This window comes from Mesorhizobium sp. XAP4 (assembly GCF_029269325.1).
In the GTDB taxonomy this organism is placed as follows: domain Bacteria; phylum Pseudomonadota; class Alphaproteobacteria; order Rhizobiales; family Rhizobiaceae; genus Mesorhizobium; species Mesorhizobium ciceri.
This window is the reverse complement of the sequence record NZ_JARIXW010000013.1, coordinates 1-22,365: the sequence shown is the minus strand read 5'-3', so window position 1 is coordinate 22,365 and position 22,365 is coordinate 1. Positions and strand designations below refer to the sequence as shown.

The 22,365-nt window shown below is 58.9% G+C and carries 23 protein-coding genes; 14 read left to right on the top strand and 9 right to left on the bottom strand.

The features are described from left to right. Positions 1-5: 5 nt before the first annotated feature. Complete coding sequence (locus P3C39_RS31690) at positions 6-1,325, top strand: DUF4910 domain-containing protein (protein WP_275954975.1); 1,320 nt, start codon at positions 6-8, stop codon at positions 1,323-1,325. Here P3C39_RS31690 and rfbC read toward each other — a convergent pair. Beyond that, the gene (gene rfbC, locus P3C39_RS31685) at positions 1,320-1,871 is read right to left on the bottom strand and encodes a dTDP-4-dehydrorhamnose 3,5-epimerase (protein ID WP_111547178.1); all 552 of its coding nucleotides are present in this window, start codon (positions 1,869-1,871) and stop codon (positions 1,320-1,322) included. The two genes, P3C39_RS31690 and rfbC, sit on opposite strands and share 6 nt — an antisense overlap. A 340-nt stretch (positions 1,872-2,211) precedes the next feature. Between rfbC and P3C39_RS31680 the strand changes: the two genes are divergently transcribed. The 4 genes from P3C39_RS31680 to P3C39_RS31665 all read left to right on the top strand — a co-directional run bounded on the left by P3C39_RS31680 (position 2,212) and on the right by P3C39_RS31665 (position 5,452). Next, the gene (locus P3C39_RS31680) at positions 2,212-3,507 is read left to right on the top strand and encodes a class I SAM-dependent methyltransferase (RefSeq protein ID WP_275954976.1); all 1,296 of its coding nucleotides are present in this window, start codon (positions 2,212-2,214) and stop codon (positions 3,505-3,507) included. Next, complete coding sequence (locus tag P3C39_RS31675; RefSeq protein ID WP_275954977.1) at positions 3,504-4,319, top strand: sugar phosphate nucleotidyltransferase; 816 nt, start codon at positions 3,504-3,506, stop codon at positions 4,317-4,319. Before P3C39_RS31680 ends, P3C39_RS31675 begins: the two co-directional genes overlap by 4 nt. After that, on the top strand, positions 4,316-4,969 hold the full coding sequence (locus P3C39_RS31670; RefSeq protein WP_275954978.1) for a PIG-L deacetylase family protein: 654 nt from the start codon (positions 4,316-4,318) through the stop codon (positions 4,967-4,969). Before P3C39_RS31675 ends, P3C39_RS31670 begins: the two co-directional genes overlap by 4 nt. A 288-nt stretch (positions 4,970-5,257) precedes the next feature. Continuing rightward, positions 5,258-5,452: a hypothetical protein gene (locus tag P3C39_RS31665; RefSeq protein ID WP_275954979.1), complete on the top strand. Its 195-nt coding sequence runs from the start codon at positions 5,258-5,260 to the stop codon at positions 5,450-5,452. A 221-nt stretch (positions 5,453-5,673) separates the two neighbouring features. Here P3C39_RS31665 and P3C39_RS31660 read toward each other — a convergent pair whose 3' ends face one another. The 3 genes from P3C39_RS31660 to P3C39_RS31650 form a co-directional block, all read right to left on the bottom strand. Then, positions 5,674-7,098 (bottom strand): glutamate-1-semialdehyde 2,1-aminomutase, encoded by a 1,425-nt coding sequence (locus tag P3C39_RS31660; protein ID WP_275954980.1) that lies wholly within the window; start codon positions 7,096-7,098, stop codon positions 5,674-5,676. A 387-nt stretch (positions 7,099-7,485) separates the two neighbouring features. Continuing rightward, on the bottom strand, positions 7,486-8,136 hold the full coding sequence (locus P3C39_RS31655; protein WP_275954992.1) for a response regulator transcription factor: 651 nt from the start codon (positions 8,134-8,136) through the stop codon (positions 7,486-7,488). A 621-nt stretch (positions 8,137-8,757) separates the two neighbouring features. After that, complete coding sequence (locus P3C39_RS31650; RefSeq protein ID WP_275954981.1) at positions 8,758-8,982, bottom strand: hypothetical protein; 225 nt, start codon at positions 8,980-8,982, stop codon at positions 8,758-8,760. Between the two features lie 475 nt (positions 8,983-9,457). Here P3C39_RS31650 and P3C39_RS31645 point away from each other — a divergent pair, with 475 nt between their 5' ends. Further along, a complete protein-coding gene (locus P3C39_RS31645; protein WP_275954982.1) occupies positions 9,458-10,891 on the top strand; it encodes a hypothetical protein in 1,434 nt (477 codons plus the stop codon). Here the strand turns inward: P3C39_RS31645 and P3C39_RS31640 are convergent. Beyond that, positions 10,888-11,109: a hypothetical protein gene (locus P3C39_RS31640; RefSeq protein ID WP_275954983.1), complete on the bottom strand. Its 222-nt coding sequence runs from the start codon at positions 11,107-11,109 to the stop codon at positions 10,888-10,890. The genes P3C39_RS31645 and P3C39_RS31640 overlap by 4 nt on opposite strands. Positions 11,110-11,272: 163 nt before the next feature. Next, complete coding sequence (locus P3C39_RS31635) at positions 11,273-11,506, bottom strand: hypothetical protein (protein ID WP_024505397.1); 234 nt, start codon at positions 11,504-11,506, stop codon at positions 11,273-11,275. Positions 11,507-11,641: 135 nt separating this feature from the next. Here P3C39_RS31635 and P3C39_RS31630 point away from each other — a divergent pair, with 135 nt between their 5' ends. The 3 genes from P3C39_RS31630 to P3C39_RS31620 all read left to right on the top strand — a co-directional run bounded on the left by P3C39_RS31630 (position 11,642) and on the right by P3C39_RS31620 (position 13,907). Next, positions 11,642-11,812, top strand: a complete 171-nt coding sequence (locus tag P3C39_RS31630; protein ID WP_275954984.1) for a hypothetical protein — start codon at positions 11,642-11,644, stop codon at positions 11,810-11,812. A 130-nt stretch (positions 11,813-11,942) separates the two neighbouring features. Next, on the top strand, positions 11,943-13,451 hold the full coding sequence (locus tag P3C39_RS31625; protein WP_275954985.1) for a phosphomannomutase/phosphoglucomutase: 1,509 nt from the start codon (positions 11,943-11,945) through the stop codon (positions 13,449-13,451). A 171-nt stretch (positions 13,452-13,622) separates the two neighbouring features. After that, complete coding sequence (locus P3C39_RS31620; protein ID WP_275954986.1) at positions 13,623-13,907, top strand: hypothetical protein; 285 nt, start codon at positions 13,623-13,625, stop codon at positions 13,905-13,907. 239 nt (positions 13,908-14,146) lie between these two features. Here P3C39_RS31620 and P3C39_RS31615 read toward each other — a convergent pair whose 3' ends face one another. The 3 genes from P3C39_RS31615 to P3C39_RS31605 all read right to left on the bottom strand — a co-directional run bounded on the left by P3C39_RS31615 (position 14,147) and on the right by P3C39_RS31605 (position 17,469). Continuing rightward, entirely contained in the window at positions 14,147-14,797 is a 651-nt protein-coding gene (locus P3C39_RS31615; protein WP_275954993.1) for a response regulator transcription factor, read from the bottom strand. Positions 14,798-15,631: 834 nt separating this feature from the next. Continuing rightward, positions 15,632-15,856 carry a hypothetical protein gene (locus P3C39_RS31610; RefSeq protein ID WP_024505842.1) on the bottom strand — a complete coding sequence of 75 codons (225 nt, stop codon included), beginning with the start codon at positions 15,854-15,856 and terminating at the stop codon, positions 15,632-15,634. Between the two features lie 1,268 nt (positions 15,857-17,124). Beyond that, on the bottom strand, positions 17,125-17,469 hold the full coding sequence (locus tag P3C39_RS31605) for a hypothetical protein (protein WP_275954987.1): 345 nt from the start codon (positions 17,467-17,469) through the stop codon (positions 17,125-17,127). A gap of 472 nt (positions 17,470-17,941) precedes the next feature. On the opposite strand from P3C39_RS31605, the gene P3C39_RS31600 reads away from it, so the two are divergent. From P3C39_RS31600 to P3C39_RS31580, 5 genes are all read left to right on the top strand, one after another. Then, positions 17,942-18,397, top strand: coding sequence for a MucR family transcriptional regulator (locus P3C39_RS31600; RefSeq protein WP_275954988.1), 456 nt, complete (start codon positions 17,942-17,944; stop codon positions 18,395-18,397). Between the two features lie 485 nt (positions 18,398-18,882). After that, positions 18,883-19,839 (top strand): AraC family transcriptional regulator, encoded by a 957-nt coding sequence (locus tag P3C39_RS31595; RefSeq protein WP_275954989.1) that lies wholly within the window; start codon positions 18,883-18,885, stop codon positions 19,837-19,839. Positions 19,840-19,969: 130 nt separating this feature from the next. Then, positions 19,970-20,671: a nitroreductase family protein gene (locus tag P3C39_RS31590; RefSeq protein WP_245485341.1), complete on the top strand. Its 702-nt coding sequence runs from the start codon at positions 19,970-19,972 to the stop codon at positions 20,669-20,671. A gap of 156 nt (positions 20,672-20,827) precedes the next feature. Beyond that, positions 20,828-21,784, top strand: coding sequence for an NADP-dependent oxidoreductase (locus P3C39_RS31585; RefSeq protein WP_275954990.1), 957 nt, complete (start codon positions 20,828-20,830; stop codon positions 21,782-21,784). A 262-nt stretch (positions 21,785-22,046) separates the two neighbouring features. Next, positions 22,047-22,365: pilus assembly protein TadG-related protein (locus P3C39_RS31580; protein ID WP_275954991.1), on the top strand; the 319-nt coding region annotated here is incomplete at its 3' end.

Sequence of the window (22,365 nt, the reverse complement as noted above, 5' to 3'; positions counted from 1 at the left end):
CCGGTATGGAACACGTGAACCCCGGCGGACTCGGCTCGCCGCCGGCGTCCATCAGCGTCGGCCAAGAAATCTATGCCTTGGCCGAACGTCTCTTTCCGATCTGCAGGAGCATCACCGGAGACGGCGTGCGACGAACGCTGGATATCCTGTCGGGGCACATTGACCTGGAGCGGCATGAGGTGCCCACCGGCACGCAGGTGCTCGACTGGACTGTTCCCAGGGAATGGAACATCCGCTCGGCCAGCATCACAGGCCCGGACGGGCAAACGGTCGTGGATTTTGCCGACTCCAACCTGCACATCGTCAACTACAGCGTACCCTTCACGGGGATCCTGCCGCTCAACGAGTTGAAGGCGCATATCCACACCTTGCCTGAACAGCCGCAAGTGATCCCCTACCGCACCTGCTACTATGCCCCGACATGGGGCTTCTGCATGGCCTACGACCGTGTGGCCAAAATGCCTGACGGTCTCTATCGGGTGGAGATCGATGCCGAGCTCAAGGACGGCAGCCTCACTTACGGCGAATACCTGCACTGCGGCCGGACCGAGCGGGAATTCCTTCTTTCGGCGCACATCTGCCATCCGTCACTGGCCAACGACAACTGTTCAGGCCTGGCCCTGCTGGCAACCCTTGCCAAAAGCCTGAAGGCAAGAAAAACACGATACAGCTACCGCTTCCTGTTCGCTCCGGGCACGATCGGTTCGATCACGTGGCTGACTCGCAACGAGGATCGGACACATCTCATCGACCACGGTCTGGTGCTGTCATGCGTGGGGGACGCGGGAAGCCCTGCATACAAGCGCAGCCGCCGTGGCGAAGCCTTCATCGATCGCGCCATGGCTCACGTGCTGAGGCGTGAAGCCGGGGCAAAGTTGATGGATTTCTCCCCTTTCGGCTATGACGAGAGGCAATATTGTTCGCCGGGCTTCAATCTTCCGGTCGGCATGTTCCAGCGGAGCGTCCACGGCACCTTCCCCGAATACCACACGTCGGCTGACAATCTCGACTTCATCAAGCCTGAGTACCTGGAGGATTCCTTCCGCATCCTGACGGACGTGATCGACATCGTCGAAGACGACTGGACGCCTTTGAGCCTCTGTCCCAAGGGCGAACCACAACTCGGCAGGCGCGGCCTCTACCCCGCCCTGGGCGGGCAGGCGTCTTCGGGAGCAACCTCGATGTCCCTGCTTTGGGTGCTCAATCTCGCCGACGGCCAGCATTCGCTGCTCTCGATGGCAGAGCGCTCGGGTCTGCCATTCAGGGAACTGGCTGCCGCCGCGAGATTGCTGTCGGATCACGGTCTCCTGGCCGCGGCTTCATAAGGCTCCAGCGGCCGTTCGCTGCATGAGCAACGGCCACGTCCTGTCCCTTTCCGACATCGCCGTCGGCATCAAAGGCCAGGCTATCGAAAAGGCAGGGTCGTTGTAGCGGGCGCCCGTCGACGCATGGGGCGTATAGAACTGCGATATGAGATACGAGACCTCGGCATCGTCCGTAAGGGTCTGGAGCCCGTGGGCGAACCCGGCAGGGATGTAGACCTGCCTCATGTTCTCGGGCGTCAGTTCGAAGCCCAGCCAGCGGTGGCGTGTCGGCGAGTTCGGGCGCAGATCCACCACGACATCGAAAATCGCGCCGCGGACACAGGAGACGAGCTTCACCTCGGCGTACGGGTCGTCCTGGAAATGCAACCCCCGCAGTGTTCCCTTTTTGACCGAATGCGCGCGGCTGTGCTGGACAAAGCGCGTCGCCAGCCCGCAATCGGCCATCTCCTTTTCACAGAATAGGCGGGTGAAGGAACCGCGATCGTCAACCACCGGTGTCGGCTCGATCAGCCAGACACCCTTCAGCTCCGTTTCGGTAAACTGCATGTCTCCCTAAATCCCCAGCAGCCGGGCTAAGGACCGGCGGTCCGATTGTCGGCACCGCGCGCCCGGGCTGGAAGAGCTACCTAAGCCTTAAGTGGCCTCTCCGATCGCGGTAAGCTAGGCCGACCGCAGTACCCCGTTCGGAGGTCTTTGCTGAGTCATTGCCCCCGCCGTTTCCCTATAAGGATTAAGGCACCCGACGGATTGGCAAATCGAACTCGGGGGGCGTCCCGTCCTAACCTGCGTTGAAAAGGAAGAACTCCCTACGGAGCGCGGCGGGCACAGGTTCATCGTCAGGCCACCGCGTCTCCGTTTTTCCAAACCAGCGCGACAGGAGTACGGAATGAATATTCAGGCTGTCGAAATCGTTCGCGACCAGAACACGGCACGCCGGAATGTCAGCTGCAGGCTGTGCGGGTCGCGCCTGCGCCACACTCTGGTCGACCTTGGCATGTCGCCTCCTTGCGAGAGCTTCCTGCGGGCCGAGCAGCTTGACCAGATGGAACTCTATTATCCGCTCAATGTCCTGGTCTGTGACCGCTGCTACCTGGTTCAGCTCAAGGAGTATGTGAGCCCCGAGACCATCTTCAGCGAATACGCCTACTTCTCTTCCTTCTCGACAAGTTGGGTGGCCCACGCGAAAGCCTATTGCGGGGCGATCACGGAGCGACTTGGGCTTGGCGCCGACAGCTTCGCGGTAGAACTCGCAAGCAATGACGGTTACCTGCTGCAGCACTTCCTGCCGCTCGGCGTTCCCGTGCTTGGCGTCGAGCCGGCGGCCAACGTTGCGCGCGCTGCGGTCGAGAAGGGCGTGCCAACCCGGGTCGACTTCTTCGGGGTGCGGCTGGCACTTCAAATGGTGGCCGAAGGACTCCGCGCCGATCTCATCATTGGCAACAACGTCCTGGCGCAGGTGCCCGACCTCAACGACTTCGTCGCGGGAATAAAAATCCTGCTCAAGCCGGAGGGCGTGGTCACTCTTGAGTTCCCGCATGTCGAGCGGCTGATGACGGAGAACCAGTTCGACACCATCTACCACGAGCATTTTTCATATTTCTCGCTGCTGACGATCGACCTGATGGCGGCCCGCCACGGGCTGCGGTTGATCGACGTCGAGGAACTGCCCACCCATGGCGGCTCGCTGCGTGTCTATCTCGCCAACGAGGGCAGCAGCTGGGCTACGGATGACAGTATCGCCGAACTCCTCGACCGCGAAAAGCGGCATGGGCTTACGGAAATGACGACCTACACCTCTTTCGGCTACAAGGCGCAGCGCGCGAAGCGCGATCTCCTCGCGTTCCTGATTTCGGCCAAAGACGAGGGCAAGACGATTTGCGGTTACGGCGCGCCTGGCAAGGGCAACACGCTGCTCAATTACTGCGCCATCGGCACCGACTTCCTCGACTTCACGGTCGACCGCAATCCCTACAAGCACGGCCGCTTCACGCCGGGCATGCACATCCCGATCAAGTCCATCGAGGCGATCGAGCAGGCCAAGCCAGACTACATCCTGGTCCTTCCATGGAACCTGAAGGACGAGATCATCCAGCAGATGCACCATGTCGCCGCCTGGGGTGCGAAATTCGTGGTGCCAATTCCTTTCGTGACAGTGATCGATCCATCGGAGTTACGGAGATGAAAGTCGTCCTTTTCTGCGGCGGTCGCGGGACCCGCATCCGCGACTATTCCGACAGCATACCGAAGCCGATGATTCCGCTCGGCCACCAGCCGATCCTGCGCCACGTCATGCAGTGGTACAGCGACTACGGGCACGACGAATTCGTCTTGTGTCTGGGCTACAAGGCCAACGTCATCAAGGATTTCTTCCTGAACACCCGGCCGCAGACCTTTTCCGATTGCGTCGTCACGCAAGGAGGCCAGGACGTGAAGCTGCTCGGCGACACGGTCAAGGACTGGAGCATCACCCTGCTCGATACGGGCATCTGGCGCAACATCGGAGAACGCCTCTGGGCTGCGAAGGACCACGTCAGGAACGAGAAGATGTTTCTGGCCAACTACTCCGATGGCCTGACCAACGTCGACCTCGACGATGTGATCGCGAAGTTCGAGGCCAGCGACAAGATCGGCTGCTTCCTCGCCGTGCGCGCGCCGCTGACATACCATTTGGCCGACATCGCCGAAGATGGTCGCGTGCGCGAGTTCCGCACGACGGAGACGTCCGAGATCTGGATCAACGGCGGGTACTTCGTGTTCCGTCCCGAAATCTTCGACTACATGCGTGACGGCGAGGAACTCGTTGTCGAACCTTTCAAGCGATTGATCGATGACAACATGCTGATGGCGTACAAGCACGAGGGGTTCTGGCGTTCGATGGACACGCTGCGTGATTGGCAATCGCTCGAAGACATGGTCGAAAAGGGTGACATGCCCTGGAATAGAAGGGTCACCGCAGAGAAAATCAGGCGCAGCATGGTAATGGCTGCATCATGAGGGGACTTGGCCTCGCACGTCGCGGCGAGGAACTCTCGATCCTCTGCCTTGGTGCCCATTCCGACGACATAGAGATCGGTGCGGGAGGTACGATACTCGGACTGATTGCGTCGGGGGTCAAACTGCATGTCGACTGGTGCGTACTGAGCGCCGGCGGCCAGCGGTCGGCCGAGGCCAGGGCTTCGGCCGAGGCCTTCCTCGAAGGATCGCGCTCGTCCACGGTCGACGTTGCGGATTTCGAAGACAGCTACTTTCCGGCTCATAGCCGATCTATAAAGAAGTGGCTGATGGATTTAAGATCGCGGGTTCATCCCGATGTGGTGCTAACCCACGCCAGGTTCGATGCCCATCAAGACCACCGGGAGGTCAACCAACTGACCTGGAACGTCTTCCGCGATCATCTTGTGCTCGAATACGAGATTCCGAAATGGGACGGCGATCTCTGCCAACCCAATACCTACGTGCCGCTTACGGCCGAGGTGCTGGAACGCAAGATCGAACTCCTTCACGAGCACTTCGGGACGCAGCGCTCAAAGGACTGGTTCGACCGCGAGACATTCGCCGGGCTTGCGCGGTTGCGCGGGATGGAATGCCGGGCGCCCGAGCATTTTGCCGAGGCGTTCACGCTTCGAAAGGCCAAGATTCTGTAGCGGTTTGCACACATTTTCTGGCGAAGAAACGAGCGGTGGATGACCGAATGAATCGGGTGAAAGGGGGGGTGAACTGACCCGGCGATCTGTTACTAAATTCGCTGTCGCGGGGTGAAAACACCGACAGAGCGGGCCATCAATCCTAAGGTTTTCCTTTCTGCCTTTTCTGCCATCCATTTTGAAGTTGAAGGGATTTTTTGTCAAAATGGGCAATGAAACATTGCGCCTGGATATTCTTTCAGCGAAGCTCGGATCGGAACGGTCGAGGGCGGAGAATCCGGGGTTCTTGTGTGGAAATCCGACCAACTGGTCGCCGTCCTTACCCAGATCGACGAGGAAGCCTACTGCACGAAAGGCAAATGGTTCCTCGAGACAGGCTTCGGGCTGCTGAGCGGGCTGCACAAGAACTTCGATACGATCGAAGAAGCCGTAAGATGGGTGGGCAACCACACTTTCCCCGAGCCTGTTGCCACTGCAGATTGATCAGCGGATTCCGCGGCAGCAAGGCGCCTGTGCAAGCCAGCGATGCCTTTCGGCTCGCGTCCTGTATCTCCCTCGCCTGAGGGGCCTTGACAGCCTGCACCTTGCTGTTTCCGCAACCGAAGTGAGATCCTGTCCCATGGCCTCATGCGGAAACAATGCGGGATTGCCGTATACGGTCCTTCTTGGGTCCATGAGACCGAGAAAGCAACGCTTTCGTGGCGTCAAGAAGTCGCCGCGAGCTGGGTTTCAGATTGCCCCATGGTCGCAATATTCGCAGCTTGAGGGTTCTCTGGAGTCGTCATTATTTCAGCTCGGCCATCACCATTGTTAAAACGGCGGAAGACAACCTGCGTGGGGCGGCCTACCAAGAAACGGCTCGTTCCCGATTCCAGGGCCTGCGCATACACCGCCAGTGCACCGTCGACGGCCTCTATCGTCTTCATGACGGCCGCGTCGTCGTGGGTGTAGCTGACGACGAGAGACGGTATAAGCACTCCACGCCTGATCGTCTCCTGCAGGAACAGCGAGCGGTATGCCTGCGACGCCTTGCCGTTGGGGTCGAGCGTGGCATATGCCAGACAGCAGGAACGGCCGACAACCTTGAAGTGCCCATCCACCCCATGCCGTCTGGCAGCCTCTGCGATCCCCTTCCTCAGTTTCGTCCCTTGACGGTGCAGGTGTTCGATCACGGACTCGTTCTGGTAAGTCCGCATGGTCGCGATCGCCGCCGCAAGCGCATGGGTCTCCGCGCCGTGCGTGGTCGACAGCAGAAACACCCTTGGGCGGTCCGTATGCTCGAGGCCGCCGAGCCGCATGTATTCGCGTTTGCCCGCGAGGGCCGAGACCGAAAACCCGTTACCGAGCGCCTTGCCGAATGTCGACAAGTCCGGTTCTATGCCATAGAGCTTCTGCGCCCCGGCCGCATGCCATCTGAACCCGGTGATCATCTCGTCGAGAATGAGCAGTGCGCCCTTTTCCCTGCAGAGACGCTGGACTTCATGCAGGAACCCGTCCACCGGATCGTCGCCGCGGGAAGGCTCGAGGATCAGGGCTGCCAGCTTGCCGGGGTGCCTGTCGAACAAATCCTTTACGCTGGCGATGTCGTTGTACCGGAAAGTGACGGTGAGCTTTCGGACCGCCTCCGGAATTCCGGCATTCATCGGTGTGGTCCCGATGAACCAATCGTCTGTCGAAAAGAAAGGATGGTCGGCGCAGCAGGCAACGAGATCGCGACCCGTGTAGGCGCGGGCAAGGCGAACGGCCCCCGAAGTCGCATCCGATCCGTCCTTGCAGAACTTCACCATCTGCGCGCCGATGAGCTCCAGGAACGTCTCGGCGCAGTCGACCTCGATCCTGGCTGGCCTCGTGAAATTGGACCCACCTTGGAGGGCCGTCTCCACCGCTCTGACCACGGTCGGGTAGGCGTGCCCCAGCCCGACGGAGCGGTTGCCCATGCCGTATTCGATGTACTCGTTCCCGTCGACGTCCCAGACATGGCATCCCAAACCACGCTCGATGAAGCCGGGCGCCAGGACGGGATACTGGTCCTCGCCTTTCGCGTAGGTGTGGCTACCGCCCGGGATCAGTTCACGACCGCGTTCCTGCAGGCGGACGGATTTGCGAAAACGAAGGCTTTGCTTAGACATGCCAACCACTCCATTCCGGCAGCAAGTCTACATGCTCGGCTCAGGATTTCGCGTTCTCCATAAGGTCATCGGTTAGCACTTATGGTGGATACCCAGGCGGGCACCGACTTTGATACCGCGCAATGGAACAGCTTTTCAGGGAACTACAGGACCAGATCATCGCGACGAATCCGGGCGTTTCGGAGCACTCCGAAAATATCCACCTGCAGCACACTGTCAGGAGTTCGGCGCAACGAACCGCATCGGAGCGGGGTCATCTATCTCGGGCGGCTTCCGGTGCCATTCGCGGCAACGGAGATCCATCGACCTTCACTGAATGAGTCTGTAGTACGATACAAATACGACCCGCCAGGATTCACCCAGGGCGGGCCGTCTTATTGTTTGCGATTACTCTTCGGCAAGAGCTCCCTCTGCGAAGAGATCGTTGACCTTGTAGGCGACTTCCGTCCGGTTGGTCGCCTTCAGCTTCTTCATGATGTTTCGGATGTGGACCTTCACGGTGCTTTCGCGCAGGTTCAGTTCGTAGGCGATGATCTTGTTCGCCTTGCCACGCCGCAGCGCCTGGGCGACCTCAGCCTGCCTGAGCGTGAACATGCCCGTCAAAGGCCGTGTGTCGCAACTGCCTGAATTTATCAGGTGCCGCATGGAAAGGACACTGCTCGCCGGAACGAAGATGCCTCCCGCTGCCGCCAGGTTGATCGCCTCGACACACACATCGATCCCGACCGAAGTCGGAATGTAGCCGCGTGCGCCGCATTCGAGAGCCGTCAGTATCTGTGCAAGGTCTTCCGTGTCGGCCAGGATGACCACAGGGGCTGCCTTGAACTCGGACGAAATATGCCTGATCTCGTCTGCGATGCCATGATCGGTGACCTTCCGGCCACCAAGGTTGAAGAGTATGGCTGCAAGGGGAGGGGCCGAACCCTTCCTCAGGCGCCATTCTTCGATCGAACCCATGGCGACGACCGCCATGCCCAGTTCATGATCCTCAAGGGCCGATGCGAGACACTCGCGGTCTAAGGCCCTTCCATCCAGCATGAGGAGGTATTGCTTGCCTGCTTGTTCGTGGACATTTTCAGTTCCGCTGGACGGAACTCCTGATTGACTTGTCGAAACGTGATTATGCAGTCCTACTGTGGAACCCATACTTATACCCACCCTTCCCCAACAAGGGCCGCCTTGCGGCGCCCAACAGAGCCCCTCATTCTCTAGAATTGAAAGTTTGATACCCAACCCATTTCAAAGCTCAAAGCTGGATTGCCCCAACCTGGAGCCTTGAGCAGTTCTTGGCTGCTGACATGTAGAGCAGCACTGGCAGTGTATGGCCTATTTATAAGCGGTTTCTAACTTAAGTTAATTTTCGGTAAATTTTTAAGTCGCTATAAGGACCGCACACAAATGGCCCCAAGCGCTGCGAGACGCAGGAACGGCAAGGCTCGGCCATCCGGCGTCTGCTCAAGGCTTACGCGGCCTGTCCGCGGAGAAAACGTGGAGACAGGATAGGGGAGTCACTGCCCGCCCAACCCGCCGTCAGGCCAGTTCCCAAAGAAGTTGATTTTGGAGCGGCAAGCAGGATCCGCCTGCAGGGCAAGGCTAACGTCGGCAGAAATGAAGCCGTTCACCGTAAGGCTTTCGCAGACGCCAGATGAAGGCATGGTCTCAGGCGGTTCCCTGGGGATTTGCCTCGCTTAGCCACTGCACATCCAGAACCGTCCCGTCAGCCTGGATCACGGCTTCGAAGGCCTCTATCAGCCTTTTGGCGGCTTTGCTGGCAATGTGGGACTCGGGATAATTTGCCTCCACTACCCGGGCACGCTCGTAAACTTCCTTGAGTTGCCTAACCCGCCTGGGACCGAATACGCCATGTACAACCTGAGTGGTCATACCGCTTCTCCTCCTGGTGCTGGAACTCAAACAACCCCCCCCGTTGCCCAGCGCTCCCACGATTTCAACATTAACACAGGGTTCTGCAATTGAAAGCCAAAACAAGCCTGCACCCGTACTATAAGATTACTATTTTCCTTGGTCGAGGCGTTCTTTAGTAGGCGTTCGCGGATTGAGGGTTAGCCGTTTGCAGGAGGGCCGGCTTGCGAAAAGACCGCCATCGCGAAACGGCTCAAGAAGCCCACCGGCCCGCAGGTCACCCCTCGCTCGCAAACGAAAAGGCTTCATATCCTCTGATCATTCCGCCGTGCATTTTACAACGCAACGGCCGTGACCGGGTCCTGCGGATGTGGGTGTCAGGCTACGTCCTTTGGCTCTCTTGCCCGGGATATCCATCTGCCGAAAGATGAGCCGTCGGACAGCTTCCTGCGTCCGCACAGTCCGGGGCCAAACCAAGCGGGAGGCTCGATCAACAATGCAGGTCTCTTTGGCGGGGCTGCTGGTGTGCGCGGCTATTTTGGTCGTTGCCCGCTATTCCAGGGGAATGCTGATCATCGGCCTGATCGCTTCCCAGGCGTTCGGTGCGACGGCCATCGTGACGCTGACCTTTTTAGGTGGGTCGTCTCCGCTGATCTACACCATGTTTGCGGCCTTGCTCGTCATGGCCGTCACAGTCAGGCGTCGCATCTGGCTCGACCTTGGAAGTGTGTTCGGGAGCATCCGCCCCGTCTGGGTTCTCACAAGCCTCATGGCTTACGCAATCATCGGGGCATGGCTATTTCCAAGACTGTTCGCAGGACAGACCGCCGTCTTCGTGCAGTCGAAAACCCGAGGCGCCGTCGTAGAAGCGTCCTTGGCCCCGGTTTCGGCCAACACTTCACAGACGGGCTACTTCATTCTTGGCGGGCTCACCGCCATCGCGCTTTGTGTGCTGCTGCTGCACTCCAACAGGATCGACCAGGTCCGCCGCGGCTTCTTCTTGTCGTGCGGTCTGCATGCGGGCATGGGGCTGGTCGATTTTATCGGCAAGAATGCAGGAGCGGGAGACTTGCTGGGCCCGATCAAAACCGCCAATTACGCACTCATAACGGAAGCGGTCGAGGCAGGATTCGTACGGATCACGGGACCTTTTTCGGAAGCCTCTTCGTTCGCCAGCGCTTCCCTCGCCTGCCTGGCATTCTGCTACACGTATTGGAGAAAGACCAAGTCACGCCTTGCCCAGTGGCTGGCGGGCATCCTGCTCTTCCTGACCATTCTGTCGACTTCATCGACGGCTTACGTCGGGCTGACACTGCTATGCATCCCCGTTGCTTTGTCCATGCTATACTCGGTCATCAGGGGAAAAGTTGCGCGCGAAGAGATACTGATAATAGCTCTCATGGTGGTGGGCGGGACCGCCATACTGGGCGTTAGTCTTTACAAAGCCGAGGCGTTGGACCCGTTCGTCAGACTGATCAACAGCACCATCATTAACAAAGCGGATTCCGGGTCGGGCCATGAGCGCACTTATTGGAATGTAAAGAGCCTGCAGTCGTTTCTCGATACGAGCGGACTGGGCGTTGGTTTCGGCAGTTCAAGGGCATCGAGTTGGCCGATCGCTGTCCTGTCGCAGTTGGGTTTCTTTGGATCGCTGATGATAGCTGTCCTGCTCTATGTCGTGACCAGAGGCCTGGGCGCGGTTCGGGTATGGGTGGATCCAGAGACAGATGCAGTCGTAGCGAGCGTCAGGAATGCTGCCCTTGCAAGCATAATTGCAATGTCGGTGTCGGGTGGCAGCGCTGATCCAGGCCTCCTCTTCTTCATCGCACTTGCAGTTGTTTGCGCCACGAGAGCCCGTGCTCGGCGCGGCGTAGCCGCCTTGGAACGAAGCACTCCGGCGTCGGGCCACGCCACCGTCAACGTCGTTTAATCCAGTTCCGCCGAATTGGCTTCGCGGTGGCAAAGGTTCCTAGCGATGTGCCAGGCGCCCCTGTCCTGTTCAATATCGGCAGCGATGTCGAATAACGGACGGTCGTCGCGATCGAGCGTACGACGGGTATCGCGGCGAACGCTTGCGAACGAGTAGAAGGGCTGCCGGCAAAGTGCATTCGAAGCTTGCATGGCCGTATCGAGGAGGTGCATCAGCATAGTGTGACCATCTTCGCTTACGATGGTCTCTCTTTGCCAAAGAAAGGCGGGGTATAAAAGTGATCACAGGCCGCTGCCGTAAGCAAAGTGCGGACAAGACAGCTGCACAAAACTTGCGGCCATCCCGACGGAGCCAACTAGGTCCAGGGCTATCGGGAATTTTTCAAAAGACTTTTATGCTGCAATCGATATTTGCTTCCATAACGGGCCGACGGCTTTCGTCAGAAACAGTCACCGAAAGGTTGCTTTGTAACCCGCCTTGAACTTCATCCTGTGCCATGGCGACCAGCATTTTAACCGCGTCTACCCGGGCCTCGAGCGCACCAACGTAGTGGGTGCCCTCTGTATCGGGAGAATGGGATTTGCCGTCTCGGATATCGAAAAAAAACAGCGGCATTTTTACGTCCGTGCTTAAAACTGTGCGTTCATCAGAGCAGAAGATTTGCATCTTGCTCGCGGCTGCTTATGGCATTCTCCTGGGGGATTCTAGCAACCGCAGATGGTCAATCGGACGCGGCTGTGGAGAACTCGAATGGCGGCGATCACAAAATATTACAAGGGTTATTGGCCGCCAGAAAAACGCACCTTATGGATGGTCCGTGGGGGGTTAGCAATCCAGCCTTCAGATCGCGGCAACGCGAAATTCAACCGCAATGTCGGCGTCTTCGCGGGCGTCAAGGCTTGCAGGGCACTGCGGAAATAGCCCGACAACGATGCTCGCCGGTTCTCCCTGTCGTGAAAGGGATCAACCAAACTGATAGATAGGCCAGAAGAACGGTTCTGGTAAGCTACCGCCTCGACAACCGCATTTGTGTCGTTCGGAGTGTCCTGTCTTGTCGCTGAATTTCGTTGACGAAGCCCGGCCCAACACGTTCGAGTTTGAAACCTCGGCGCTGATAAAGGCGTCCGGGTTTAGGGAATATGATGCGCGCTGGTGGTTTGGCCAGGTCGCGCCCGAACTTAACCTGATCGGCGTCCAGGCGCTCGGCATGGGGCTCGGCACGCTGATACGCCGTCTTGGCGTTGGACCCGAGGTCATCACCGGGCATGACTTCCGTTCCTATTCGCTGTCTATCAAGCTGGCGCTGGTCACTGGGCTGATGGCCGCTGGAGCCAAGGTCAGGGACATCGGTCTGGCCTTGTCGCCTATGGCCTATTTCGCCCAGTTTGCGCTCGACACGCCGTCGGTCGCCATGGTCACCGCCTCGCACAACCAAAACGGCTGGACCGGCGTCAAGATGGGTGCGGCGCGGCCGCTGACCTTCGGTCCCGAAGAGATGACCGCGCTCAAGACAATTGTGCTGGCCGGCGACTTCGATCTTATCGGCGGCGGCTCTTATGATTTCGTTCCCAATTTCCGCGAAACCTATCTCGACGATCTGACCCGGGGCAAGCGCATCTCGAAAAAGCTCAAGGTCGTGGCCGCTTGCGGCAATGGCACTGCCGGCGCCTTTGCGCCTGAAGCGCTAGAACGGATCGGCTGCGAAGTGATCCCACTCGATGTCGAGCTTGATCATAACTTTCCAAACTACAATCCAAACCCCGAGGACATGCAGATGCTGCACGCCATCAGGGACAAGGTGCTGAAGAGCGGCGCTGATCTCGGGCTGGGCTTCGACGGCGATGGCGACCGCTGCGGCGTTGTCGACAATGAGGGCAACGTTATCTTCGCGGACAAGGTTGGTGTGGTGTTCGCGCGGGATATCTCTCAGCTCTATCCCGGGTCGACCTTCGTCGTCGACGTCAAGTCGACCGGCCTGTTCCAAACCGATAGCGTGCTGCTAGCCAACGGCGCGGTGACCGATTACTGGAAGACTGGGCACTCCTATATCAAGCGCCGTGTCGCCGAGCTTGGCGCCGTCGCCGGTTTCGAAAAGTCGGGCCATTTCTTCTTCAACCCGCCGATCGGGCGGGGTTATGACGATGGGCTGATCACCGCCATCGCCATCTGCCAGATGCTGGATCGCACCCCGGGCAGTTCGATGGCCGACCTCTATCGGGCGCTGCCGCTGACCTTCGGCACGCCGACGATGTCGCCGCACTGCCCGGACGAGGTGAAGTATGACGTCGTCGACCGGGTGGTTTGTGACTTCCTGGCCATGAAGCGGGATGGTGCTGACTTCGCCGGCCAGAACATCGCTGATCTGATCACCGTTAACGGCGTGCGCGTGGTCGCCGAGGACGGGACCTGGGGGTTGGTGCGCGCCTCGTCGAACAAGCCTGAGCTTGTCGTAGTCGTGGAAAGCCCGGTGTCATCGGTGCGCCGCCTTGAGATGTTCGAGGCGGTCAACGCCGTGCTACGCCGCAATCCGGAAGTGGGCGCCTACAACCAGACTTTCTGAGTATCCGTAAGCCGCCGGCTGCCGTGCCGTCGAGTCTTACGCTCTTCTCGTCAACAGGCGGATGCCATCCTCATCCTTGATGAGCTGAGTGCGATACCCGTCGAACTTGATCTCGTGACTCCAGTCGTCCCCTTGGGCGGGGTGTGGACAAGCTCCGGCTCCATAGTTGTGATGAACTTCAAACGCATGAACTGCCTCGCAAGACTGCGATTCAATTTAGCGTGCGCTAAAATGGCTCCGGAAGATTTTAGACGAATTGAATGTTTGATAGCCATGGCGAAGCTATCCGACCTTGGACCATCAATCCCCGGCAAGCTGCACGGCGGCGAGCCAGCCCACGAGGACGACAATTTCTATACCTGCCCGATTTGCGGTCAGCAGGTCGACATGCGCGACTTGCGCCAGGTCATTTGGCACGAACGGGCCGAGGCACAGGCCGCTGCTGCTGTTGGTTGATCAGGCGAAGATGCCGCTCGAACGGGGCGGCGTTTCGTTGCCCCGGACCCCTCTGACAGCCTCCCTTCAAAAGCTGTTCCATTGCGCGGCAGCAAAGTCACGATCAGAAGGGCCATTTGTCTCGCGTGGCACCGGTCGTGCGGCAACGCGAAATCCATCGACCCTCACTGAAATGTTCCGTTGACGAAAAAACACGACCCGCCAGGACTGATCCAGGACGGGCCGTCTTGTTGATGCGATTACTCTTGGCCCAGAGGTCCTTCTGCGAAGAGATCGTTGACCTTGTAGGCGACCTCCGTGCGGTTGGTCGCCTTCAATTTCTTCATGATGTTTCGAATGTGAACCTTCACAGTGCTTTCGCGAAGGTTCAGTTCGTGGGCGATGATCTTGTTCGCCTTGCCGCGTCGCAGTGCCTGGGCGACCTCTGCCTGCCTGAGCGTGAACATGCCCGTCAAGGGCCGGGGGTCGCAGTTGCCTGATTTCATCAGGTGCCGCATGGAAAGGACACTACTGGCCGGAACGAAGATGCCTCCGGCTGCAGCCAAGTTGATCGCCTCGACACACACATCGATCCCGACCGAAGTCGGAATATAGCCGCGTGCGCCGCATTCGAGAGCCGTCAGCACCTGTGCAAGATCTTCGGTGTCGGCCAGGATGACCAACGGTACGGTCTTGAACTCGGACGAAATATGCCTGATTTCTTCTGCAATGCCATGATCGGTGATCTTCCGGCCGCCGAGGTTGAAGAGTATGGTTGAAAGGGGAGAAGCCGAACCCTTCCTTATGCGCCATTCTTCGATCGAACCCATGGCGACGACCACCATGCCCAATTCATGATCCTCAAGCGCCGAAGCGAGACACTCGCGGTCTAAGGCCCTCCCGTCCAGCATGAGCAGGTATTGCTTACCTGCTTCTTGGTGGAGATCTTCTGTGCCGCTGGACGGAACTCTTGATTGATTTGTCGAACCGTAACTGTGCAGTCCTGCTGTAGAACCCATACCTATACTCACCCTTCCCCAACGAAGGTACCTGTGGCGCCCCGATAAGCGCTCATTTCTTAGAATTGGAAGTTTTTGGTACCCGACCCATTTTCCGCGCTCAGGGCTGATTGCGAACCTCAAGCAACGTGGCTGCTGACATCTAAAGCAGCCTCGGGAGTGTAAGGGTTATTTATTAGCATTCTCTAACATAAGTTAATTTTTTCGGTAAATTTTTACGTTGAGAAGACGGGCCTCCAAACCGGTTTGACCCGCGCGAGCGGCCCGAACTAAGGCGCATGCCCGTGCTGCATCTGGCTATAGATATCCTCGGTTACCGCGCACTGTGTTGGTTGCACGATTGACCCACCTGAACGGTCTGGTAAATCACCGATCTTGCGATTAATTCGGCTGGTCTCATACGATAGGCGGTGGTTGGTTTGCTTCGCACCTCCTGACAACGCTGCATCATACCTCCAAAAGCTTCGTTGACGACGAATACGCCACGCTGAACACTGGATTGCCGGCGTCTGCTCGAGCTTACGCCGCCTGTCTGCGAACAAAATGCGGAGACAGGATAGGGGAGCCACCGCCGCCCAAAACCCCATGGCTCCCCTATCGCTCCGCATGGCGACCCACTTCCGAAATTTGATTTTTGAACGGCAAGCACGATCCGCCTGCAGGGCATGGCTGACGTCGGCAGATGAAGCGGTTCATCGTGAGCCTTCGCCAGACAACGTCCGGGTCTCAGGCGGTCCCCAGGGGGTTTGCTTCGCATAGCTGCTGAAAATCCAGAACCGTCCCGTCAGTCTGGATCTCGGCTTCGAATGCCTCGATCAGCCGTTTGGCGGCTTTGCTGGCAATGTGCGAATCGGGGTAAGTTGCCTCCACAACGCGCGCGCGCTCGTAGACTTCCCTGAATTGCCTGACCTGCTTGGGACCGAATACGCGATGTACAACCTGAGTGGTCATACCGCTTCTCCTCCTGGTGGCGGAACTTGAATTAACCTGCCCGTTGTCAAGCGCGCGCATGATTTCATCATCGGCACAGGATTACAACTGAAAGCCCAACAAGCCTGCGCCGGTATTGTAAGATACCAATTTCCTTGGTCGAGGCGTTCTTTAGTAGCGTTCGCTCGATTGCGAGTTAGCCGTTTGCAGGAGGCAAGGTCGCATGGTGAAGATTGCCAGAACCGCTGACCAGCCTTCGTGACGCCTTGCTCGAAACAAAAAAGCCAGGAGGCTTTTGCCTACTCATCCCGATGCCGCCCAGGGACTACGCGAAGCTGGCGTCGTCATTGGCCATTCGGTGCTGATCGTGGTTGACATCGACCGGGAAGGAGATCTCAGCGGTTACGGCATCGCTCGCCCCCTGTCGCAAGCAATCCTCATAATGATGGGTGGTTGCTGGGCTACAGAGGGGGCCCGTATCCTTCAGAAAAGAGGGGCGAGCAACGATTTCGGGGTCGGGGGCGCCGGTCACCCGTAGCACGAGGCCCATGGTTGCTACTCGATGCTCAGGCCTGCCACACGATTCATTTATGATCTTTCAAGGGGAACCAAGAGTGCTTGGGCAGAGCGATGTCCAATCGGCTGGGGGCTCAACGAAGACCGGACGAAGCGACTGGCACTGTAGGTCGCGGATTTACGATTTTGGTAATCGATGGAGGCCATCAGAGGGAAGGGGAGGCGGTGTTGGTCATCGAACGACACTACATCGCACCGGGCAAGTCGATGTGTTGAAAGCTTCGGCCCGCCTGCGTCGGCGCCGAACAACGGAGGCTCGGTCGAAATGGGAAATAACCCATCCGCGCATCCCGTTGATACGCAATGCAATCATACCGTCAAAAGGGCTAACTCCGAAATGCGGTGGGGAGAACCCGCCACCTTAATCATAATGGAGGAGCCGACACTATCGACATGGCTGTGGTATTTTGTCTGCCGGGTCACGTAAAGGAGCGGTGAGTGGAACAGGTCACGACTTGCTGGGCCAGTCAGCTGGCGGAAGGACGCCTCAATGGTTTCGTGCCAATCCAACAACAGCGCTCAACGATGGCTGGACTTGAATCCGAGCGCGCCGAGAGGCATGCCAAGGCTTGTGGGTTGAGACGGCTTCGGTCCTACGCCCAGTGGCTCGTGCCAGATGATCTGGCCGTGTTCATTGAAGAGATCGATTGTTCCGCAGTCTTCGGGCGTGACGGCAAGTTGCTGGGGAAGAGGCATCCATGGTCTCGGACGGACTAAGGGCTAACGCCGCACGAGCGGCCGAATTTCTGGAGGTGCTGGGCAATGCGCGGCGGCTGCACATTTTGAGCTTGCTGCTCGACTATGAATTGCCGGATCGCAAAATTCGCGAACGGCTTAATATTAGCCGGACAGCCTCGTGGCACCACATAGCCAAGCTCCGGGAAGTTGGGCTCGTAAAAATCCGCCGGGACGGCCGGAATGTATATTTTTCCTCTGAAAATCGAGCGGTACGCGATCTGCTTTGCAAATGGAATGTCGTGGTTGCTGTCCAGCAGTCTGGGCAAGCGGTTCCGCCCGGTGGCGGTGCCTTGGCGGTGACATGCCAGGATCTTGTGCACTCGGCCCCCGGTCTGGAAAACCGAGTTTGTCAAAGCGCCAGCGAGTCCCGGAGGGACGAGTGATTATCCCCAGGAATCTCGGTTAGACACCGTTGGATCGAGAAGATCACCCGAGCGATTGTTGCCACCCGCGGGTTTTCTCTGCGGCGTCAGCCCCCGGATCGCGAAACGGCTGACGCATACCCTGTGGATTGGCGAATGCCGCCGACTATGGTCGCGCTGTCGACGCGCCCGATTGAACCTCGGTACTCCGACTTGCGCTATAAACACTCGGTATCCTGCTACTGCCTCAAGCCGGCATTGAATAAATCCTGCGGTCAGTCAGTTGCCAGCGGGTAGGTCAGGTGCGGTGCCACCCCTTTAAAATATAGACAGGTTTCTTCGCGTGGAGCCCCATCCATGATCTGTGGGCCGTTGCACGTTGTAAAGTTCCTCAATAGAGACAAAGCCAATCAAATGGGAAACTCGAAATATGCAGAATGACGCTGAAGCACCGCAGCTCCAGTTGTTGCAGCTCACCGCCGACATAGTGGCGGCATATGTCCAGAAGAACGCCATTCCGGCGGCCGGTCTTCCCGAATTGATCGCCAGCGTCAATTCTGCCTTGTCGGGATTGGGTCGGCCGGTGGAAGCGACGCCGCCCGCGCTTGTTCCGGCAGTCAATCCAAAAAAGTCCGTGTTTCCCGATTACATCGTCAGCCTGGAGGACGGACGCAAGTTCAAGTCTATGAAGCGCCACCTTGGGTTGCTGGGAATGACACCCGACGAGTACAGAGCCAGGTGGGGGCTCGCCAAGGACTATCCCATGGTTGCACCGAGCTACGCGGCCCAGCGGTCAGCCCTCGCGAAATCCAGCGGACTCGGCCGCAAGCCAACTGCAAAAACGCCGTTGAGGAAAACACCAGCGAATCGGAAAGCTAAGGCCTAACAACAGGTGTCTATCAAAGGCGGCGGGGCAAACTGGATCACAAGGCAAGCATCACAATATCGCTCGGCTCCAAAAATCGGCCTGGATAACAAATACCGTCCTCTGTTGAAAGCGACCGTGAGCCATCAGCAGCTCTGACGAATGGCTGCAACCGATGGATGGTGAGACCACCGGACACTCATTGGGAGACCCCCAGGGCGCAGCGTCCAATCTCATATGGTGCGGGGATGGCGGTAGGCTGCGGCGGCTGATCGGCCTCGCAGCTGTTCAGAGACAGGAAACTGCTCCATCCTTTTACCAGTTGCTCCGTTACGGCCGCAGCAATCTAGTGCGTGGTGCCTCCGCGCTCGGCATGTAGACAAGTTCTTCACCTGGAGACGCATTCATGATCGGCGGGCGTGTTGCCGTATCTCTTGGTACGTTCGATTTGTGCAAACAATCCATAATTACGATAACACGTTTCACTATCTCCGTTTCGAGGTCCAATGTCTGAAGTGGACTGGCTGAGCCATCTCCTGCAAATCATCACCGTGACCGGCCAGCTCGAGGTCCGCTGCGCCTATGGTGCACCGTGGCGCGTTGCCTGGAACAAGGCTGCCGCGAACGAAATTCCCTACCACGTCATAGTCAAGGGCCGGGCCATTCTCGAGGATCCGAAGACGAGAGCGGCGCGGGAGCTGCTGAGCGGAGATATTGTGCTGCTGCCTCACGGCGCGGCGCATGTACTGCACGACGGTAGCGGGCAAACACCAATTCCTACCCAGCAACGCCGGGGGTCAGCCGGATGGATGCTGAGCGAGAATGATGGCGAGGGCGAGCAACTGGATCTGCTGTGTGGGCGATTTTTTATCGCGCCACCCCATGATCGACTGATCCGCAACTACCTGCCCGCCAACCTGGTGACACGCGCTGTGGACAGCCATGGAGAAGACGGCATGGGGTCCGCATCCAACCAACTTGCCGGTCTTGTCGGGCTGATGCGGATGGAGTCCGCCGGTGACAGGGCGGGAGGGCGCGCCATTCTCAACGCGCTTTCCTCGGCGCTGTTCACACTGGTACTGCGCGCGGCGAGCCAATCCGGGAAAGCCCCCGAAGGCTTGTTGGCCCTGGCTGGCCATCCGCGGCTGGCACCAGCAATTGCGGCAATGTTCGCCGATGCGGCACGGCCTTGGAAGCTGCCCGATCTGGCCGATTTGTGCGGGATGTCGCGCGCTACGTTCATGCGCCAGTTTCAGGGCAAGCTGGGTCGCTCCGCCCTCGATTTTTTGACTGATCTGCGCATGAGCCTGGCCGCCAACGAGTTGAAGAAGCCAGCCATCAGCGCCGAGGCCGTGGCCGAGACCGTCGGGTATCAATCCGTTTCGGCATTCCGGCATGTCTTCGCCGAAAGGATGGGGATGACGCCGGGGGAGTGGCGGCGACTGGCGCACAAGGGCGAGTAACGCACACGGTCTGGGATCGCGAAGGCGCAGTTTGATCCTTTCGCGCATCATACTGAGCTGAATCAGTCTCGAAATAATCACTCGTCCTCGTAAATTGGGCTCCGCAATCACTTGATAAGGGAGCCATCCAATGAACTGCATCGCCACCACCGGACCCGCAACCCGCGTAGCCGCCGAGATCTTCGGGGAGACCGGGAAGAGCGAAAACGCTTTCGCTACGAACGCCGTCATCGAAACGATCCTGAGCCGCAGTGCCGCCAAGTACTACGACCCTGCTGCCACCTTGAGCGACGACCAGATCCGCGACCTGGTGCGTATCGGCACGTCCGCGCCAACCTCCTTCCACCTGCAGAACTGGCGTTTCATCGCCGTACGCTCGCCGGAAGCCAAGGCCCGGCTGCGTCCGATCGCCTGGAATCAGCCCGCGATCACCGACGCGGCCGTGACCTTCATCATCATCGGCCAGCTGGCCGATGCCAGCACCGTTCCAGCCCGCCTGGCACCCGTGGTGAAAGCCGGCATCATGCCGGCGCACCTGGTGCCGGAGTGGGAAATCCCCGCTCGCGGTCTGTATGACGATCAGCCGCAGCGCCAGCGCGACGAAGCAGTGCGCTCCGCGACCTTTGGCGCCGCGGCGATCATCTACATGGCCCGGTCGCTGGGCCTGGGTTCGACGCCGATGATTGGTTTCGACGCTGAAGCCGTGCACCGCGAGTTCGGCCTGGCCGAAGACGAAGTGCCGGTCATGCTGTTGACCGTCGGACCGGAGCGAGCTGGCAACTGGCCGCAGAAGCCGCGCATGCCGGTGGCCGATGTGCTGGACTTCGCATAACGAAAATCCTGGAATCGTGGGCGCGCGAGAGCTCCGAGGAACCCAGGCAGGGACCTCAAGGTCGTCGTGGAGGACGCGAAGCCGACGCGTGAAAGCTCGAAAGAGCTGCCACGCCCGCTAATTACCCCAACACAAATGTCTGAGGAGACAATTCCCATGAAAGCGATCGTAGTGACGGACCAGGCTGCAGGAGAGGCCGGGATGAAGCTGGTACAGCGGCCCGAGCCGCGGGCGGCAATAAACGATGTTGTTGTGGAGGTTCATGCGGCGGGATTCGTCAACACCGAACTGGAGTGGCCTTCGACCTGGGCTGATCGAACCTTTCGTGACCGCACGCCGTCGATCCTCGGCCATGAGCTGGCCGGTGTGGTCACTGCGCTTGGCTACGGCACTACCGGGCTGTCAATCGGCCAGCGCGTATTCGGCCTCGCAGACTGGCATCGCGATGGCACGCTCGCCGAGCATGTCGCCATGGAAGCTCGCAATCTCGCGCCGCTGCCCGGCGACGTTGACTTCACGGTGGGTGCGAGCCTGCCGATCTCCGGCCTGACCGCGTGGCAGGGGCTGTTCCAGCATGGCCGCCTACAGGCGGGGCAAAGCGTGCTCGCGCATGGTGCGGCCGGTGCCGTCGGTTCGATGGTGACGCAGCTTGCAAGGGAGGCCGGGGCTTACGTCATCGGCACCGGACGCACTGCAGACCGCCAGAAGGCGCTCGACTTCGGCGCAAATGAATTCGTCGATCTTGAGAACGACGCTCTGGAAGACGTCGGCGGCGTCGATCTGGTGTTCGATGTCATCGGCGGCGGCATTCAGAAGCGGTCTGCAGCCCTGATCCGGGCCGGAGGCACGCTGGTGACCGTCGTCGGTCCTACCGACGTGCGGCCAGCGGATGGCCTGGCGATTGACTTTGTCGTCGAGACCGATCGCACCCAGCTATCCGAGATAATTCAGCGAGTGCGGGACGGAACACTGCGGACGAACATCGGCAAAGTCGCGGCCCTCGACGATGCCGTTGCAACTTTCAACTCGAAAGAGCGACGTTCGGGAAAGACGATCATCCGCGTTCGGCCGCGAGGACTCGGGGGAGAGAGGGCAGTTCCTCTTTCTCCTTGAAAGCCTAAGGTCCGCGGCAAATGCCGCAGCGTCAGATGTGATTGCGTCTTGGGAGTTCGAGTTCGGGGGCGTCTGCCTGCAGCAATCCCGGTAGCTGGCGAGATTTTGATCCAATACTGCGTTGTTTGTTGAATCTGAAGCCTGGAGGCAAAGACCCAGGCTTGGCGGCGAGAGACGATTAAACATTGATCGATAGCTTTAGACCTTGCTTTGCCGTCGCGTGGTATATGCGCGTAGGCTAATGTCCGTCGGGAGTAGAAACATGCTGAGAATTGTTGGGCGGTTCGCGCGTTCCCATGACGGTTCGATGGCCCCGTTGTTTGTTTTCATGCTGGCGCCCATCATCACCGCCATCGGGTTCTCGGTCGACTATACCAGGGCGGTCCAGACCCGGTCCAAGGAGCAGCAGGCGCTGGATGCCGCGGTCCTATCGATCACCGGTATGGACACAACTTCAACGTTGGCGCAGCGCCAGACTATGCTGCAGAATACCTTCATCGCCAACCATGGCCTGGGTACCCCGACACTGAACAGCTTTGTGGTTTCCGCCAATGGCACCGCCACCGCGCAGGCCATGGCAA

Coding starts and splice junctions, on each gene's coding strand:
- P3C39_RS31690 (WP_275954975.1), top strand. CDS start 6: ATGGAACACGTGAACCCCGGCGGACTCGGCTCGCCGCCGGCGTCCATC.
- rfbC (WP_111547178.1), bottom strand. CDS start 1,871: ATGCAGTTTACCGAAACGGAGCTGAAGGGTGTCTGGCTGATCGAGCCG.
- P3C39_RS31680 (WP_275954976.1), top strand. CDS start 2,212: ATGAATATTCAGGCTGTCGAAATCGTTCGCGACCAGAACACGGCACGC.
- P3C39_RS31675 (WP_275954977.1), top strand. CDS start 3,504: ATGAAAGTCGTCCTTTTCTGCGGCGGTCGCGGGACCCGCATCCGCGAC.
- P3C39_RS31670 (WP_275954978.1), top strand. CDS start 4,316: ATGAGGGGACTTGGCCTCGCACGTCGCGGCGAGGAACTCTCGATCCTC.
- P3C39_RS31660 (WP_275954980.1), bottom strand. CDS start 7,098: ATGTCTAAGCAAAGCCTTCGTTTTCGCAAATCCGTCCGCCTGCAGGAA.
- P3C39_RS31655 (WP_275954992.1), bottom strand. CDS start 8,136: ATGCTGGATGGAAGGGCCTTAGACCGCGAGTGTCTCGCATCGGCCCTT.
- P3C39_RS31650 (WP_275954981.1), bottom strand. CDS start 8,982: ATGACCACTCAGGTTGTACATGGCGTATTCGGTCCCAGGCGGGTTAGG.
- P3C39_RS31645 (WP_275954982.1), top strand. CDS start 9,458: ATGCAGGTCTCTTTGGCGGGGCTGCTGGTGTGCGCGGCTATTTTGGTC.
- P3C39_RS31640 (WP_275954983.1), bottom strand. CDS start 11,109: ATGCTGATGCACCTCCTCGATACGGCCATGCAAGCTTCGAATGCACTT.
- P3C39_RS31635 (WP_024505397.1), bottom strand. CDS start 11,506: ATGCCGCTGTTTTTTTTCGATATCCGAGACGGCAAATCCCATTCTCCC.
- P3C39_RS31630 (WP_275954984.1), top strand. CDS start 11,642: ATGGCGGCGATCACAAAATATTACAAGGGTTATTGGCCGCCAGAAAAA.
- P3C39_RS31620 (WP_275954986.1), top strand. CDS start 13,623: ATGAACTTCAAACGCATGAACTGCCTCGCAAGACTGCGATTCAATTTA.
- P3C39_RS31615 (WP_275954993.1), bottom strand. CDS start 14,797: ATGCTGGACGGGAGGGCCTTAGACCGCGAGTGTCTCGCTTCGGCGCTT.
- P3C39_RS31610 (WP_024505842.1), bottom strand. CDS start 15,856: ATGACCACTCAGGTTGTACATCGCGTATTCGGTCCCAAGCAGGTCAGG.
- P3C39_RS31600 (WP_275954988.1), top strand. CDS start 17,942: ATGCAGAATGACGCTGAAGCACCGCAGCTCCAGTTGTTGCAGCTCACC.
- P3C39_RS31595 (WP_275954989.1), top strand. CDS start 18,883: ATGTCTGAAGTGGACTGGCTGAGCCATCTCCTGCAAATCATCACCGTG.
- P3C39_RS31590 (WP_245485341.1), top strand. CDS start 19,970: ATGAACTGCATCGCCACCACCGGACCCGCAACCCGCGTAGCCGCCGAG.
- P3C39_RS31585 (WP_275954990.1), top strand. CDS start 20,828: ATGAAAGCGATCGTAGTGACGGACCAGGCTGCAGGAGAGGCCGGGATG.